General features: G+C 62.2%; 13 protein-coding genes and 1 pseudogene. 5 read left to right on the top strand and 9 right to left on the bottom strand.

The annotated features are described in order from the left end of the window. Positions 1-187: 187 nt before the first annotated feature. Genes RHM60_RS03090 through arnC form a run of 8 tightly spaced genes read right to left on the bottom strand, consistent with a single transcriptional unit; the run spans position 188 to position 9,487 of the window. Positions 188-1,810 (bottom strand): ArnT family glycosyltransferase, encoded by a 1,623-nt coding sequence (locus RHM60_RS03090; protein WP_322213567.1) that lies wholly within the window; start codon positions 1,808-1,810, stop codon positions 188-190. 3 nt (positions 1,811-1,813) lie between these two features. Further along, complete coding sequence (locus tag RHM60_RS03085; RefSeq protein WP_209981977.1) at positions 1,814-3,193, bottom strand: UDP-glucose dehydrogenase family protein; 1,380 nt, start codon at positions 3,191-3,193, stop codon at positions 1,814-1,816. After that, positions 3,190-3,591, bottom strand: a complete 402-nt coding sequence (arnF, locus tag RHM60_RS03080; protein WP_231421283.1) for a 4-amino-4-deoxy-L-arabinose-phosphoundecaprenol flippase subunit ArnF — start codon at positions 3,589-3,591, stop codon at positions 3,190-3,192. The genes RHM60_RS03085 and arnF overlap by 4 nt, the downstream gene beginning before the upstream one ends. Next, positions 3,588-3,935, bottom strand: coding sequence for a 4-amino-4-deoxy-L-arabinose-phosphoundecaprenol flippase subunit ArnE (gene arnE / locus RHM60_RS03075; RefSeq protein ID WP_209981973.1), 348 nt, complete (start codon positions 3,933-3,935; stop codon positions 3,588-3,590). The genes arnF and arnE overlap by 4 nt, the downstream gene beginning before the upstream one ends. Then, entirely contained in the window at positions 3,932-5,587 is a 1,656-nt protein-coding gene (gene arnT / locus RHM60_RS03070; RefSeq protein WP_322213565.1) for a lipid IV(A) 4-amino-4-deoxy-L-arabinosyltransferase, read from the bottom strand. The genes arnE and arnT overlap by 4 nt, the downstream gene beginning before the upstream one ends. Then, complete coding sequence (arnD, locus tag RHM60_RS03065) at positions 5,584-6,468, bottom strand: 4-deoxy-4-formamido-L-arabinose-phosphoundecaprenol deformylase (RefSeq protein ID WP_322213564.1); 885 nt, start codon at positions 6,466-6,468, stop codon at positions 5,584-5,586. The genes arnT and arnD overlap by 4 nt, the downstream gene beginning before the upstream one ends. Further along, entirely contained in the window at positions 6,468-8,459 is a 1,992-nt protein-coding gene (gene arnA / locus RHM60_RS03060) for a bifunctional UDP-4-amino-4-deoxy-L-arabinose formyltransferase/UDP-glucuronic acid oxidase ArnA (protein ID WP_322213563.1), read from the bottom strand. Before arnA ends, arnD begins: the two co-directional genes overlap by 1 nt. Further along, a complete protein-coding gene (gene arnC, locus RHM60_RS03055) occupies positions 8,456-9,487 on the bottom strand; it encodes an undecaprenyl-phosphate 4-deoxy-4-formamido-L-arabinose transferase (RefSeq protein WP_209981967.1) in 1,032 nt (343 codons plus the stop codon). The genes arnA and arnC overlap by 4 nt, the downstream gene beginning before the upstream one ends. Positions 9,488-9,899: 412 nt before the next feature. On the opposite strand from arnC, the gene RHM60_RS03050 reads away from it, so the two are divergent. Next, positions 9,900-10,718, top strand: coding sequence for a M949_RS01915 family surface polysaccharide biosynthesis protein (locus tag RHM60_RS03050; RefSeq protein WP_231421277.1), 819 nt, complete (start codon positions 9,900-9,902; stop codon positions 10,716-10,718). A 108-nt stretch (positions 10,719-10,826) separates the two neighbouring features. After that, on the top strand, positions 10,827-11,741 hold the full coding sequence (locus RHM60_RS03045) for a site-specific integrase (RefSeq protein WP_209981962.1): 915 nt from the start codon (positions 10,827-10,829) through the stop codon (positions 11,739-11,741). A 144-nt stretch (positions 11,742-11,885) separates the two neighbouring features. On the opposite strand, the gene RHM60_RS03040 is transcribed toward RHM60_RS03045, so the two are convergent. Beyond that, complete coding sequence (locus RHM60_RS03040; RefSeq protein WP_322213562.1) at positions 11,886-12,743, bottom strand: SDR family oxidoreductase; 858 nt, start codon at positions 12,741-12,743, stop codon at positions 11,886-11,888. Between the two features lie 207 nt (positions 12,744-12,950). On the opposite strand from RHM60_RS03040, the pseudogene RHM60_RS25620 reads away from it, so the two are divergent. The 3 genes and pseudogenes from RHM60_RS25620 to rbsK all read left to right on the top strand — a co-directional run. Next, a pseudogene (locus RHM60_RS25620) lies at positions 12,951-13,658 on the top strand (MCP four helix bundle domain-containing protein); the annotation flags it as partial. A gap of 18 nt (positions 13,659-13,676) precedes the next feature. Beyond that, positions 13,677-14,564: a methyl-accepting chemotaxis protein gene (locus RHM60_RS25615; protein ID WP_416195176.1), complete on the top strand. Its 888-nt coding sequence runs from the start codon at positions 13,677-13,679 to the stop codon at positions 14,562-14,564. Between the two features lie 163 nt (positions 14,565-14,727). Further along, entirely contained in the window at positions 14,728-15,648 is a 921-nt protein-coding gene (gene rbsK, locus RHM60_RS03030; protein WP_209981956.1) for a ribokinase, read from the top strand. Positions 15,649-15,664 lie beyond the last annotated feature (16 nt).

Raw genomic sequence — 15,664 nt, 5'->3', positions numbered from 1 at the left:
GTGTGCGTCGGGTGGTAGATAGTTAACGCACTGGCAAGCGAGTTTACCGACGGGGTGGGGGCGCCGAAAGGCAGAGTTAATCGGTCTTTACGCATAGATGTGTAGGGTGTTTCCGGGTGCTTGTGACGAAAAACGCCCGCTCCTGAAAGAGCGGGCGTCACGTCCTACAAATCGGTCAACACTGCGCTCAAGGCGGCGAAGCCTTCTCCAGATGCAGCAGCACGTAGGCATCCTTGTCAAAGGTTCCGGTGAGGGTCGGTGTGAGGTCATGCAGGCGCGGGTCTTCCAGGCGGGCGAAGTCCTGGGCACTCATCACCAGCCATGCCGGCCCTTGCAGCGGTGCCAGGTCTCTGGACGTCCGGGTGAACAGGGGCACCTTGTCGCAGCCATAGCCGACCATGAACTTGATGGCTTTCGCATCCTTGCCCAGGCCGTGCAGCACCAACGGGGCAGGCTCCTGCTGGATCCGCGCCTTGACCGCAAGGCTGAAAGCGCGGGTGTCGTAGACCGCGCGCTCGAGAGGCTCGACCACCACGATGTAAGTCGACCAGATCGCAAGCACGGCCGCCAACGCCGGCCCCAGCGCGCGCCATCGCGGCTTCAGCAACGAAAGCAATGCCAGCAGTTGCAGCACCGCGAGCACGGCAAACATCAGCCCAAGGCTGTCCAGCTGCTGCGGATAACGCCGCCGCGCAACCATCAGCCCGATCGCCAGAAGTGCCGGCGACAGCGTCCAGATGCCCAGCATCAAAGCGCGCAATCCGGCGAACAAGCGTCCCTGGCTGACCTGGAACGGGTAGGCCGCTATGATCGCCGCCATCGGCAGCATCGGCAGGATGTAGCGCGCCTTTTTCGCCTGTGGCACCGACAGCCCCAGCATCACCAGCACACCGGCCGCCGCGCAGTACAGCACCAGTTGTAACGCCGGGTCCGCGGGGCGGCGCCCGCCGGCGAGCACCGCCAGCAGCACCAGCACCGCCAGCGGGTAGGCGAGGGCATAGTTGCCCAGCGAACTGGTGAAGTAATACAGCACGCCGCTCGAGCCTTCGCTGCCGTCCATGCGTCCCAGAAATTGCATGCGGATCACGTCCTGCATGAACACTTCGCCGCCACTGAGCTTGGCCAGCAGCAGCAACAGGCCCATACACGCCGCCAGCAACGCCAGGGCCAGCAGGCCGAAGCTGAACAACGGGCGCCATTGGCGATTGAGCAGGTAGTAGCTGCACAGCACGCCGACAGGAATCACCAGCCCGATGGGCCCGCGAATGGCGAAGCCGATGATCAGCAGCAGGAACAGCCAGTGCACGCGCCTGGCCGCGCCGAAATGATCATGGGCGTAACCCAGGTAGAACACCGCCAATGCCACGGCGGCGAGCATCTGGTCGAGGGATACCGCGCGGGTCTCGGTAATGAAGGTACTGCTGAGCAACAGCATTGCCACGCTCAGCAGGCCCCAGCGCGTGGAGTAGGGCGCCGTCAGGCGATATACCAGGGTAACGATCAGCGCCGACGCCATGGAGGTGGGCAGCCAGGCCGTAAAGCTGGTGACCTGGCCAAACGGCAACGACAACACCCAGGTCAGCAGGGTGGACGTCGCCAGGTAGTCGGCGTAGGGCTGCCCGTAAGTGGTGGGGAAAAAGCTCGGCCCATGGCGCAGCATCTCCTGGGCAAACACCACGAAACGCGAGTCAAAACCGATGATTGCCTGATGCCAGTTACCGACGACAAACAGCAACAGCGCCAGCAACCCCAGACCCAGGGATTGGCGGCGCAGCGTTGCAGTGAGCGGGGAGGGTTGCGCTTTGTTCACGTATCAGGCTTCCACAACCTGGGGCAACCATTGCTGCTGCGGTATCGGCAGCGTGCAGGAGTCGCCACGGCCCATCGGGAAATACTGGAAGCCTTTGCGCGCCAGGCGCTCGCCGTCATACAGGTTGCGGCCATCGAAGATCACCGGGGTTTTCAGGCGCTGGTGGATCAGGTCGAAATCCGGCGCCTTGAACTGCTGCCATTCGGTGCAGACGATCAGCGCGTCAGCGCCCACCAGCGTGGATTCCGGGGTGCCCATCAGCATCAGGCGCTCTTCATCGGCGTAGAGGCGCTGGGTTTCCTGCATGGCTTCGGGGTCGAAGGCGCGCACGTTGGCGCCGGCGGCCCACAGGGCTTCCATCAGCACGCGGCTGGGGGCGTCGCGCATGTCGTCGGTGTTGGGCTTGAAGGCCAGGCCCCAGAGGGCGAAGGTCTTGCCGCGCAGATTGCCCTTGAAGAACGCGTTGATGCGCTCGAACAGCTTGCTCTTCTGGCGCTGGTTGATCGCTTCCACCGCCTCCAGCAGGTCGCTGGAGCAGTTGGCCTGCCTGGCGCTGTGGATCAAAGCGCGCATGTCCTTGGGGAAACACGAACCGCCGTAACCGCAGCCCGGGTAAATGAAGTGGTAACCGATGCGCGAGTCGGCACCGATGCCCAGGCGCACGGCTTCGATGTCGGCGCCCAGGTGTTCGGCCAGCTCGGCGATCTGGTTGATGAAGCTGATCTTGGTGGCCAGCATGCAGTTGGCGGCGTACTTGGTCAGCTCGGCGCTGCGCAGGTCCATGAAGATGATGCGGTCATGGTTGCGGTTGAAGGGCGCGTACAGGTCGCGCATCACCTCGCGCACTTCTTCACGCTCGCAGCCGATGATGATGCGGTCCGGGCGGCGGCAGTCGGCAACGGCCGAGCCTTCCTTGAGAAACTCAGGGTTGGAGACGATATCGAACTCCAGGTGACGGCCGGCCACGCGCAGGGCTTTTTCAATGTGCGCGCGCAAGGTGTCACCGGTGCCGACGGGCACGGTGGATTTTTCCACCAGAATCACCGGGGCCACACGATGGCGGGCCACGGCATCACCCACCGACAGCACGTATTTGAGGTCAGCCGAGCCGTCTTCGTCCGACGGCGTGCCCACGGCGATAAACAGCACTTCGCCGTGTTCGACCGCCAGTTTTTCATCAAAGGTGAAGTGCAGGCGACCGCTCTCCAGGTTCTCCTTGACCATGGCCGCAAGACCCGGCTCGAAAATGCTCACATGGCCCTGCTGCAACAGCTTGACCTTGTTTTGATCCACGTCCATGCAGATGACATCGTGACCGACTTCGGCTAATACGGTGGCCTGCACCAGACCGACGTAACCACTACCAAATACACTGATTTTCATGAGGCATTCCTGGGACTTGCTGCGCTAGCACGGCGGGAGTTGATAACCAACACACCGAGGATGACAAACGCCACCCCCAGGGTTTTTGAAAGCGAAAAATATTCGTTGAACACCGGCAGGCTGGCAGCCAGCAGGTACACCAGCGCGTAGCTGATGCTCAGTAATGAATAGGCACGGCCCAGCGGCAGGTGTTTGAGCGCACCCAGCCAGCAGAGCATCGACAGCGCGTAGGCGAGGATCGCGAGGATCACCACGCCCAGCGCACTTGGATCAATCGGTGCACTCAGCCACTCATGGGGCAGCGGCAGGCGCGTCATGCTCCAGCGCATGCCCAGCTGTGCGGCGCTGACCAGGCCGACGCTGCCCATGGCCAGGGCGAAACCCCGTACGCGGCTCATACCTGGCGCCCCAGCAACACAACGCCGGCAATCACCAGCGCCACGCCCAGCCAGTGACGGCCGTCGACGGGTTCATGGAACACGAACCGCGCCATCAACGTGACCAGCACAAAGTTCAGGCTGAGCATCGGGTAGGCAATCCCGACTTCCAGGCGCTGCAACACCAGCAGCCACACCAGCAGGCCAAACCCCAGGCACAGCAGCGCCGACCACAACCACGGCGAGCGCAGTTTCAGCGCCCAGCCCGCGGGCAGGTGGCGCCAGCTTTCCACGGCAAATTTCTGCGAGACCTGGCCCATGCAGGTGAGCAGGCAGGCGGCGAGTAACAGCAACAGGGTGATCACGGTGCCACCTGGGCGAAGATGAGGATTACGATGTTGCCTTGCTCGTACCGTTTGCCGTCCTGGGGCAACAGATTGACTTCGGCAATCTCGTCATCGCCCTTGACCCGCATCACCACGCCGACCGGACCCTGCTTGCGCGCCTCGATCATCCATTGCTGAATCTGGTGGGTGTCCACCATGTGATGGCCGGCATCCGGGTAGGCGAGGCCGTATTTCACTTCGCCGATGGCGTTGTAAAGGGTCACGTCAGCGCGTTGCAGGCGCCAGGCCAGGGCCGACGCGGCGCCCAGGTCGTTGCTCAGCAGCGCGGTGGCGGGTTGCAGCGCTTGCAGGTGATCAAGGATGAATTGATCCGGGGTCTTGTTGTAAACCACCGAATGGGGCAGCGCGGCCGGGGCGAGGGCAACCAGCAAGCCGCTGCCGATCAGCGGTGCCGCCCACAGCGTCAACGGGCGCATGGCCTGCAGCAGGTTGGCGATGACCCAGCCGAACAGGCAGACACACACCAGCACCAGGCTGAAGGTTTCCTGGCCGGGTTCATACAGCGGTTTTTTCAGTTGCACCCAGGCCAGCGCCAGCAGCGCCACGACACCGAGAATCAGGTTCAGCCAACCGTTGATGCGCAAGGCACGGGTGCGGCCTTGGGCCAGTGTGTCGGCCAGCACATGGCCCATCAGCAAGGCCAGGGGCAGCAGGCACGGCATGATGTAGGACGGCAGCTTGCCTTTGGCCAGGCTGAAGAAGGCCAGGGGCATCAGCAGCCACAGCAACAGATAGGTGATTTTCGGCGAGCGCTTGTCCAGCCAGGCCTGCTTGAAGGTGGCCGGCAGCAGGCCCAGCCACGGCAGCGAAAAGGCGGCCAGCAGCGGCAGGTAATACCAGAACGGCTCGGCGTGCTGGGCATCTTCGCCGGCAAAGCGTTGGATATGCTCGTGCCAGAAGAAGAAGTGCCAGTAGTCCGGCTCCTGCAGGTGTACGGCCAGCGCCCATGGCAGGCTGACCGCCGTGGCAACCGCCACCGCGATCAGCCCATGACGCATCAGTTCACCCACACGCTTTTGCATGACCATATAAGGCAAGGCAATCAACACCGGCAGCAGCCACGCCAGAAAGCCTTTGGTCAAGAAGCCCATGCCGCAGGCGAACCCGAGCAGGGCCCACGCCCACAGGCGGCCACGCCGGGTGCTGCTGTCCAAGCAAAACCACAGCGCAACGCCGGTGAGGTTGACCCAGAAGGTGAACTGCGGGTCGAGGTTGGCATAACCGCCCAGCGCCGCCACGCTGACGAAGCTCATGTACAGCACGGTGCTGATCAGGCTTTTCTGACGGTCATCCCACAAGCGGCGCGACACGGCGTACACCAGGAGGATGCTCAGGCCGGTGCTCAGGGCCGAGGCAAACCGTACGCCGAACAGGTTCTGCCCGAAGATCGCCTGGCCGAACGCGATCATCCAGTAACCGGCGGCAGGTTTTTCGAAATAGCGGATGCCCATGAAGTGCGGCGCGGCCCATTTGCCGGTCAGCAGCATTTCCTGGCTGATCTGCGCATAACGCGACTCATCCGGAATCCACAGGCCATGGGTGGCCAATGGCAGCAGGTAAAACGCGCCGAAGGCCAGCAACAACAGGGGCAGCGCCCAACGCCGAATCATGCCTGCTGCACTCCAAGCCAGCCTTCGCGGCCGCTCAAGGCGCCGCGTACCAGTTGCTGCCGGGGGAGGGTGTCGATGTCGGTGGGCAACAGCTCACCCAGTGGCGCGAACTCGATGCCGCGCTGCCCTGCCTGGGCGAGCAACTGGCGAAAATCATTGGCCATCAGAATCCCTTCTACTTCTGCGTGGATCGTGTAGACGTTGAGCTTGGCCGCCTCAAAGCGGTCAAGAATGAAGCCGTTGAAGTCTTTGGCAGCCACCACCGGCCCGACGACTTCGTCGAAGGTCGGCAGGTCTACCGGAATTTGTGGCGTACCCGCGCTGCCGTCGGCCAATGTCGGCCGAAACAGGCTGGTACCCCGGCAATCGCTGTTGTAGCGAAAGTTGAACCCTTGCTTGGCTTGCACCACGCGCTCATCGGCACGCCAACCGGCGGCCGCTGAACAGTCGATGCGTTCACCCAGGATGTCGCTCAGGGTGGCGACGCCACGGCGAATCTGTTCGATCAGTTGTGCTTCGCTCCAGCGTCCGGTGTTGGCCTGCCAGCCGTGGTGGTCCCAGGCGTGCAGGCCGACTTCGTGGCCCGCCGCCTTGGCCTGGCGCATCAGGTGCCCCAGGTCGCGGCCGATCGGTTTGCCCGGCCAGGCGGTGCCGGCCAGCAAAATATCCCAGCCATACAGGCCGGCAGCGTTGGAACGCAGCATCTTCCACAGGAACTGCGGACGGATCAGGCGCCACAGGTGGCGCCCCATGTTGTCCGGCCCGACGCTGAAGAAGAACGTCGCTTTAACCCCGGCTTCGTTCAGGGATTCGAGCAGCCGCGGCACACCTTCACGGGTGCCACGGTAGGTGTCGACGTCGATGCGCAAGCCTGCCTTCATTACTTTTTGTCCGCGATTTCGAGCATGGCTTCGCGCAGGAAGAAGTCCAGCGTGTTGCCGATGGTTTCGCTCATCTCCACGGTCGGCGTCCAGTTCAGCAGGCGCTTGGCGTTGTCGATGCTCGGCTTGCGGTGTGCCACGTCCTGGTAACCGGTGCCGTAGAACGCCTTGCTCTCGACGTCGCGGAAACCGGCGAACGGCGGGAAGTTGCCACGCAGTGGGTGGGCTTCGAACTGACGCAGCAGTTCTTCGCCCAACTGGCGGATGCTGGCTTCGTTTTCCGGGTTGCCGATGTTGATGATCTGGCCGTCGCAGACACCGTTGTCGTTATCGATGATGCGCGCCAGGGCTTCGATGCCGTCGGCGATATCAGTGAAGCAGCGCTTCTGCTCGCCACCGTCGAACAGGCGGATCGGCGTGCCTTCCACCAGGTTCAGGATCAACTGGGTGATCGCCCGGGAGCTACCGATACGCGCCGAGTCCAGACGGTCCAGGCGCGGGCCCATCCAGTTGAATGGACGGAACAGGGTGAATTTCAGGCCTTTGTCGCCGTAGGCCCAGATCACGCGGTCGAGCAGTTGCTTGGACACCGAGTAGATCCAGCGCTGCTTGTTGACCGGGCCGACCACCAGGTTGGAGGTGTCTTCGTCAAAGTACTGGTCCTGGCACATGCCATAGACTTCGGAGGTCGACGGGAAGATCACGCGCTTGTTGTATTTGACGCAGTAGCGCACCAACTTGAGGTTTTCCTCGAAGTCGAGCTCGAACACGCGCAGCGGGTTGCGGGTGTATTCAATGGGCGTGGCGATGGCCACCAGCGGCAGCACCACGTCGCATTTCTTGATGTGGTATTCGATCCACTCGGTGTGGATGCTGATATCACCTTCCACGTAATGGAAATTGGGGTGGCTGCGCAGGCGCTCGATGGCGTCGGAGCCGATGTCCAGGCCATAGACTTCGTAGCGGTCATCACGCAGCAGGCGCTCGGACAGGTGGTTACCGATAAAGCCGTTGACCCCCAGGATCAGCACACGTGTACGGCGTGGCTTGCGGCCGGATTCGGCGCCGCGCAGCACGGAGCCGTCCACCAGGCCCAGTTCATCGGCCAGGGAAGGGCCGGCCAGGTACAGGCCGGTGGCGTTGCGCTGGCCGAACTTGATCACCAGGGAGTCTTCACCGCAGGCGATGCGCAGCGGGTTGACGCTGATCACGCGGCCCGGCGCCAGGCCTTCGTTGCCCTTGACCACCTCGGCCTGCCATACGATCAGTTTGTGCTCGCCCACGGCGCAGAAGGCGCCCGGGTAGGGTTGAGTCACCGCGCGCACCAGGTTGAACAGCTGCTCAGCCGGCTTTTTCCAGTCCAGCTTGCCATCGGCAGCGGTACGGCGACCGAAGCAGGTGGCCTGGCTTTCGTCCTGGGCGGTTTCGGTCAGCTTGCCCTGGGCCAGCTGCGGCAGGGCGTCGCGCAGCAGGCTGGTGGCCGCGTCACGCAATTTGGCGTGCAGGGTCAGGCCGGTATCGCTGCGGTCGATCGTGACTTTTTGCTGGGCGAGGATGGCGCCGGCATCGGCACGCTTGACCATGCGGTGCAGGGTCACGCCGGTTTCGGTTTCGCCATTGACCAGCACCCAGTTGGCCGGGGCGCGGCCACGGTATTTGGGCAGCAGCGAGCCGTGCAGGTTGAACGCGCCATTTTTGGCGGTGGCCAGCAGGGCTTCGCTCAACAGGTTGCGGTAGTAGAAAGAGAAGATGTAATCCGGGTTCAGCTTGGCGATGCGTTCGACCCACAGCGGGTGGTTGGCGTCTTCCGGAGCGTGTACCGGGATGCCATTGCGTGCGCACAGTTGCGCGACGGAGCCGTAGAAATTGTTTTCCTTGGGATCATCGGCATGGGTGAACACGGCAGCAATGTCGTAACCCGTAGCGAGCAGGGCTTCGATGCCTGCACAGCCAATATCGTGGTACGCGAATACAACAGCTTTTGAACTCATGACTGAACCTGATCGGAAGAAGTGGAGGTATGGGAAGACACCAGGCCGTCGACGACGACCACGGGTGCAGGTGCTGCCGGTTGGTTGCGCAGCACTTTTTCGATAAAGAAACGGGGGCGGGCGCGCACATCGCTGTACATGCGTCCCAGGTATTCACCCAGCAAACCCATGCCGATGAACTGGCCGCCGGTGAACACGAACAGCACCGCGAACAGCACGAACATGCCGTCACCGGCCCACTGTGCACCGAAGGCCAGGCGCAGGATGACCAACGCGAAGGCGAACAGCACGCCCAGCGCCGCCAGGCTGAAACCGACAATGGAGAGCAGGCGCAGTGGCGTGGTGGTCATGCAGGTGAGCAGGTCGAACATCAGGCTGACCAGGCGCATGGCGCTGTATTTGGATTCGCCGTGTTCACGCTCGGCGTGGTGCACCAGGATTTCCGTGGTGTGGCGGGCAAAGCCGTTGGCCAGGATTGGAATGAAGGTGCTGCGCTCGCGGCAGGCGAGCATGGCGTCGACGATGGTGCGGCGGTAGGCGCGCAGCATGCAGCCGTAGTCAGTCATGGCCACGCCGGTGGAACGCTGCACGGCGAGGTTGATCAGGCGCGAAGGCCAGCGGCGAAAGGCCGAGTCCTGGCGATTGTTGCGCACGGTGGCGACCACGTCGTAGCCAAGGGCGGCCTGCTCGACCAGGCGCGGGATCTCTTCCGGCGGGTTCTGCAGGTCGGCGTCGAGGGTGATCACCACCTCGCCCCGGCATTGCTCGAAACCGGCCATGATCGCGGCATGCTGGCCGTAGTTGCGGTTGAGGATCACTGCCACGATGTTGCTGCCGTCTTCGTTCGCAGCGTCTTCGAGCATCTGGGCCGAGTTGTCGCGGCTACCGTCATCCACCAGGATGATTTCGTATTCGTAGGCCAGTTGCTTGCAGGCGGCAGTGGTGCGACGCAACAGTTCAGGCAGGCTCTCTTGTTCGTTGTAGACCGGAATAACGATCGACACGCAATGAATAGGGTAGGGTTTCAAAGATTCATGACCTCGGGGTTAGCGCAACTTGAAGCGTGAAAACAGCAGCAATCAGGGGGCGAACCTGCAGACCGCGGGTAACTGAGCGGTATCAAAGCTGGAACATTATCAACAGGTTAGCCTGTGTAGCGCGGTTTGCTGTGAAGTACTGTGTTCAAGATTAAGCGCAAAAATGTTGAACAGATATGAAAGCCTGATGAAAAACTCGTTTATTTGACAGGTAGACAGCTAGGGTTCAGCTAAGCAGTCAGGGGCCTGCAGGCGAGATTTGGCCGGAAAAAGGGGGACAGGCAACTGCACATCGCGCGCGACTCCGTCGTCTGCGATTAGCCAGCGGATTTTATTCAACAATCTTCTCTGCATTACGCCTCAAGTGCCGGTAAAGTAAGCCATCTCGTGCCAGGGTAGTCGGATGAATAGCGTGCAGCTTTTGCGCGGCCAATTGCGGCCTGCGTTGATCGGTTTAATGATGACCGTGGCCTGTGTCGGTACGGTGCGGGCCGATGAAGGGGTGGCGCTCACGCCTGTCAGTCAGGTACCGGACGGCGTCGAAGTGCGCGGCAAGCAGGTGGCGGCGTTCACCTGGGACGATCGCCAGGGCAAGAACCTGCTGGTGCTCGCCGAGCAAATCAGCGAGCGGGACGACGATGGCAGTCAGTCTGCATTCGTCTACGCGGCCCAGTACCTGATCGATGGTGACCGCCCCAGGCGCATGTGGATGCTCTACGACGACGTGCAACGCTGCGAATTCGATGCGGCGCTGCGTTTCGACATGGCGGCCACCAGGGTCACCGACCTCGCGGGAGACGGCAGCACCCAGGCCACCGTGGGCTATTCGCTGACCTGCGCCAGCGACGTCAGCCCCAATCAATTCAAGCTGATCATGCATGTGGGCAAGTCCCAGAAGTACCGGCTGCGCGGTGTCGACCGTTACGGCGCCGCGTGGTGGGACGAAGAGCTCGGCGCGTTGCGCGGCATGCCCTTGCCCACCGACTGCAGCGTGGCTGCGCAACAGGCGCTGGTCAGCCAGTACAAGGAGCAGGGCACCGAACTGCCGTTGCCGGGGTGCTATGGCGATGAGAAAGACTTTGCCAAGGCCCCCGAGCGCTACCTGACCTTCATGCGCCAGCACTGGTTTGCGCTGATGAAGAAGCAGGACACCGAGTGGGGGCAGGCCCAGGCACAACCCCAGCCGCAGGAACCCACCGTAGACGAAGACTCGGCGCCGTGATGTGGTGCGAGGGCTGATCCTGCGTTAGACTCAGGCCTCGCCAATTCAATAAATACCTCGATTAATCAATCGATTACTCGAGGTATTTAATCCAAAGGCTGATCTACCTTGACTGAGTCTATCCGCAACCCACTGACCCTCTATCTCACCCGCCTGGCCCCCTCCAGCCAACTGACCATGCGCTACGTGCTGCAAGACGCGGCCGACCGCCTGGGCTTCGACGACATCAACCTCGAAGACATCGACTGGCACCATCTGCAACCCGAACACGTGATCGCCCTCGTCGCCGCCCTGCGCGAAGACGGCTATGCGCCCAATACCTCATCGCTGTATGTGAATGCCGTGCGCGGGGTGATGAACGAGGCATGGCGCATGAGCCTGATCAGCCAGGAGCACCTGCTGAAAATGCGCACGGTCAAGGCCACCGCGGGCAGTCGCCTGAGCCAGGGCCGCAACCTGCGGCGCACGCTGATCCGCGAAATGATGGACGTGTGCGCCGCCGACCCACGCCCCCAGGGCCTGCGCGACGCGGCCGTGATCGGCATTCTGTATGGCTCGGGCATGCGCAAGTCGGAATCGGTGAACCTGGACCTGGCGCAGGTCAATTTCCAGGAGCGCAGCCTGCGAGTGATCGGCAAGGGCAACAAGGAACTGGTCAAGTACGCGCCGGATTGGGCATTCGCCAAGCTTGCGGCCTGGCTGGATTTTCGTCGCGAACAGCTCAAGGAGGGCGAGCAGGACGACAGCTTCCTGTTCAACCGTATACGCCGGGGCAGTCATATCACCCGCGAGCGCATCACCAAGCATGCGATCTATTACATCGCCCGCCAGCGCGGGGAGCAGGTGGGGGTGAAGATCATGCCCCACGACTTTCGCCGCTCGTTCATCACCCGAGTGATCGAGGAGCATGACCTGTCGATTGCGCAGAAGCTGGCGCACCACACCAATATCCAGACCACCGCCAGTTATGACGTGCGCGAGGATAACGAGCGGCGACGCGCGGTGGACAGGTTCGACCTGTAGCGGTCGCCCGCCTGGATGAAGAGCAGCGTTTGATGAACATCAAAAGGTGGGAGGGGGCTTGCTCCCGATTGCAGTGTGTCAGGCAACCATTTTTTGGCTGATACACCGCTATCGGGAGAAAGCCCCACACACTTGCGTGGGGTATTAGAGAATCGGCTTGCCACCGGTCACCGCGTAGCGCGAGCCGGAGATGTAACTGGCCTCATCCGAGGCGAGCAACACGTAGATCGGCGCCACTTCCACTGGTTGGCCCGGCCGGCCCAGTGGGGTTTCGCTGCCGAAGCTCTGCACGTCTGCATCGGTCATGGTGGCCACGATCAGCGGCGTCCAGATCGGACCGGGGGCCACGCTGTTGACGCGAATCCCCTTGCTGCCCAGCAACTGCGCCAGGCCACCGGTGAAGTTGGCGATGGCGCCCTTGGTGGCGGCGTAGGCCAGCAGGGTTGGCTTGGGCATGTCGGAGTTGACCGAGCTGGTGTTGATGATAGAGCTGCCAGCCTTCATATGCGGTAAAGCGGCCTTGCAGAGGCGAAACATCGCGGTGATGTTGATATCGAAGGTCTTGACCCATTCTTCATCCTCGATCTCTTCGAGGGTTTCGTGGTTCATCTGGAACGCGGCATTGTTGACCAGCACATCAATGCGGCCGAACTGCTCGACGGTCTTGTCCACCAGCGCCTGGCAGGTGGCTTTCTGCGCGATGTCACCGGGCAGCAACAGGCACTGACGGCCGGCTTCTTCAACCCAGCGTGCGGTTTCCCGGGCGTCTTCGTGTTCGTCCAGGTAGGCGATGGCCACATCGGTGCCTTCACGGGCGAATGCAATGGCGACGGCACGACCAATACCGCTGTCGGCGCCGGTAATCAACGCGATCTTGTTGGCCAGCCGACCGGAGCCTTTGTAGCTCTGCTCGCCGCAGTCAGGGTACGGATCCATCTTCTTTTGAGTGCCTGGCACGGCTTGGGCTTGTGGGGCGAAGGGAGGGCGTGGGTAGTCAGTCATAACAATCTCCATAGATTTCCAAGGGTGCTATGGGATTAGTAGTTTTGGCTCCGGCGATAGTTGTGATGGATGCGGCGCAGGCCCGACGAGTGGTTGATACCCGCCTAGCGGCGCGCTGCTGAAATTTACCTAAAAGTCCTGTGATCACTGCCGATAACGCTACTAGCGGCAGGACCGCCAATCGGCGGCCCATACAGGGGATAAGGCATGACGATCAGACTACGCTTGATGCTGTTGATTGCGACCGGACTGCTCACGGCGCTGGTCATGAGCCTGGCCGGTTACCTGGGCAACACCCGCATGGGCGAAGCCGTGGCCGATAACGCGGTGAGCATGACGGTGCTGCGCAACCACATGGAAGCGGACATGATGCACGATGCCCTGCGCGCCGACGTGCTGTCGGCGATGCTGGTGGGACTGGGCAAGAGCACCAGCACCAAGGCCGAGGTCACCCAATCGCTGAGAGAACATGCCGAGCACTTCCGCCAGGTGCTGGGCGATAACCTCAAGCTGCCGCTGGACGCCACCCTCAAGACCAACCTGGAAAAGCTCAAGCCCAGCCTGGACACCTATATCAGCGCGGGTGAGCGCATCGTCGCCCTGGCGTTGGACAACCCCGAAGCCGCCCGCGCCGAACTGGATACGTTCAACAGTGCGTTCAGTCACCTGGAAGAACAGATGGCCGCCTTGAGCGAGGTGATCGAAGGCAACACCGAACAGAGCGGCGCAAGCACCCGGCAAACCCTCAGCAATGCCAACCTGACCCTGGGCGTGGTGTTGATCGTCAGCCTGTTGCTGCTGCTGACGCAGGGCCGCTGGGTCATCCTCAGCATCATGGGGCCGCTGCAGACCGCGAGCCGCATTGCCGCGAGCATTGCCAGGGGCAATTTGAGCGAGCCGATCACCGAGCCTCGGCGCAAGGACGAAGCGGGCATGCTGATCAGTAGCCTGGCGACCATGCAGCGCGACTTGCGCGGCATGATCGAGGTAGTGCGCAGCAACGCCCATGAGGTCAACCACATGAGCGAGCAGCTGAGCCACGGTTGCCACGAGGTCGCCAACAGCAGCCAGCAGCAAAGCGGCGCGGCCAGCACCATGGCGGCCGCTGCCAGCGAAATGACCGCCAGCATCGAGGAAATCACCCGGCATGCCGGGCGCGCCCTGGACATGGCCAACCAGGCCGAAGCCCTGGCCAAGGACGGTGGTCGAGTGATTCACCAGGTGGTCAGCGACATGGACGGCATCGCCCGCTCGGCGCAGCAATCGGCCCAGGTCATCCGTACCCTCGACAAAGAGTCCGAGGCGATCTACAGCATTATCCAGGTGATCAAGGGCATCGCCGACCAGACCAACCTGCTGGCCCTGAATGCCGCGATCGAGGCCGCTCGCGCCGGTGAACAGGGTCGTGGTTTTGCGGTGGTGGCCGATGAAGTGCGCAGCCTCGCAGGCCGCACCAGCGCCTCGACCCAGGAAATTGCCAGCATGGTAGGACGCATCCAGCAGAGTACGCGCGAGGCGGTGACCAGCATGGAGGAGGGCGTCGCCCAGGTGGACAAAGGCATGGCCGTGACCGCCGAGGTCGAACGGTCCATCCGCGAAATCCTGCAGGCCACCCTCAGCACCACCGAGCTGGTCAACGACATTTCGCGCACCATCGGCGAGCAGAGCCTGGCCAGCAATGAAATTTCCCATCAGGTCGAGATGATCGCCGGCATGTCGCAAAACAACAGCCGGGTGATCGGCGAAACCGCGTCCACTACCGACCATTTGTCCGGGCTGGCCGGCAAGTTGTCGCAATCGGTGGATCGCTTCAGCTTGTAACGCTCGCTACGCAACGCGCCGGCCCACCATGGGCCGGTTTTTTTTGCCTGGACTCGATGCTACACCGCAAAAAAAGATTGAATATTCACACCATATGTTATTTAAATAACAAAACAAGAGCGACATGACCTGCCTGGCCGTGCCGCAACAAGGTGGAATAGCAATGAGCAAGATCGCAGTCATCGGCAGCAACATGGTGGATTTGATTACCTACATCGACCGCATGCCGGCCCAGGGCGAAACCCTGGAAGCGCCGGACTTTGCCCTGGGTTGTGGTGGCAAGGGCGCCAACCAGGCGGTGGCGGCTGCCAAGCTCGGGTCGCGGGTGCTGATGGTGAGTAAGGTTGGCGACGACATGTTTGCCGACAACACCCTGGCCAATTTTCAGCGCTTTGGTATCGACACCCGTTATGTGCAGCGGGTGGCTGGCGTCTCCAGTGGTGTAGCACCGATTTTTGTGCGCGCCGATTCCCACAACAGCATTCTTATCGTCAAGGGCGCCAACGCGCATCTGGCGCCGGCGGACATTGATGCGGCGGCGGCCGAGCTGCGTGAGTGCACGCTGATCGTGCTGCAACTGGAGATCCGACTGGAGACGGTGTACTACGCCATCGAATTCGCACGCCGGCACGGTATTGCAGTGCTGCTCAATCCGGCGCCGGCCCTGGCGAGCTTGAGCCCTGAGCATCTCGCGCAACTGGATTTTCTGATCCCCAACGAATCGGAGTTGGCGCTGATCACCGGGCAGGTGGTGGACTCACCGGCCGCCGCTCAAACCGCTGCACGCACCCTGGTTGCCAGCGGCATTCGCCACGTCATCGTCACGCTGGGCGAACAGGGTGCGCTGTACGTGGGCGAGGAGGGCGAGTTCCGCGTGCCGGGCCGCCAGGTTGCGGCCCGCGACACCACGGGCGCCGGTGATGCCTTTATTGGTTGCTTCATTCACCACTGGAACCGCGACGGCAATATTCAGCAGGCCATGGAGCAGGCGGTGGCGTACTCGGCATGCTCGGTCATGGCGCTGGGCACGCAGTCTTCCTATCCCGACGGCGAAGCGTTCGCGCGCTTCCAGCAACAGCCGTAACACCTTCAACCCAGCC

This window comes from Pseudomonas sp. MH9.3 (genome assembly GCF_034354675.1).
Lineage (GTDB): Bacteria > Pseudomonadota > Gammaproteobacteria > Pseudomonadales > Pseudomonadaceae > Aquipseudomonas.
The sequence above is the reverse complement of the archived record's forward strand: the minus strand, read 5'-3'. Positions and strand labels throughout refer to the sequence as shown.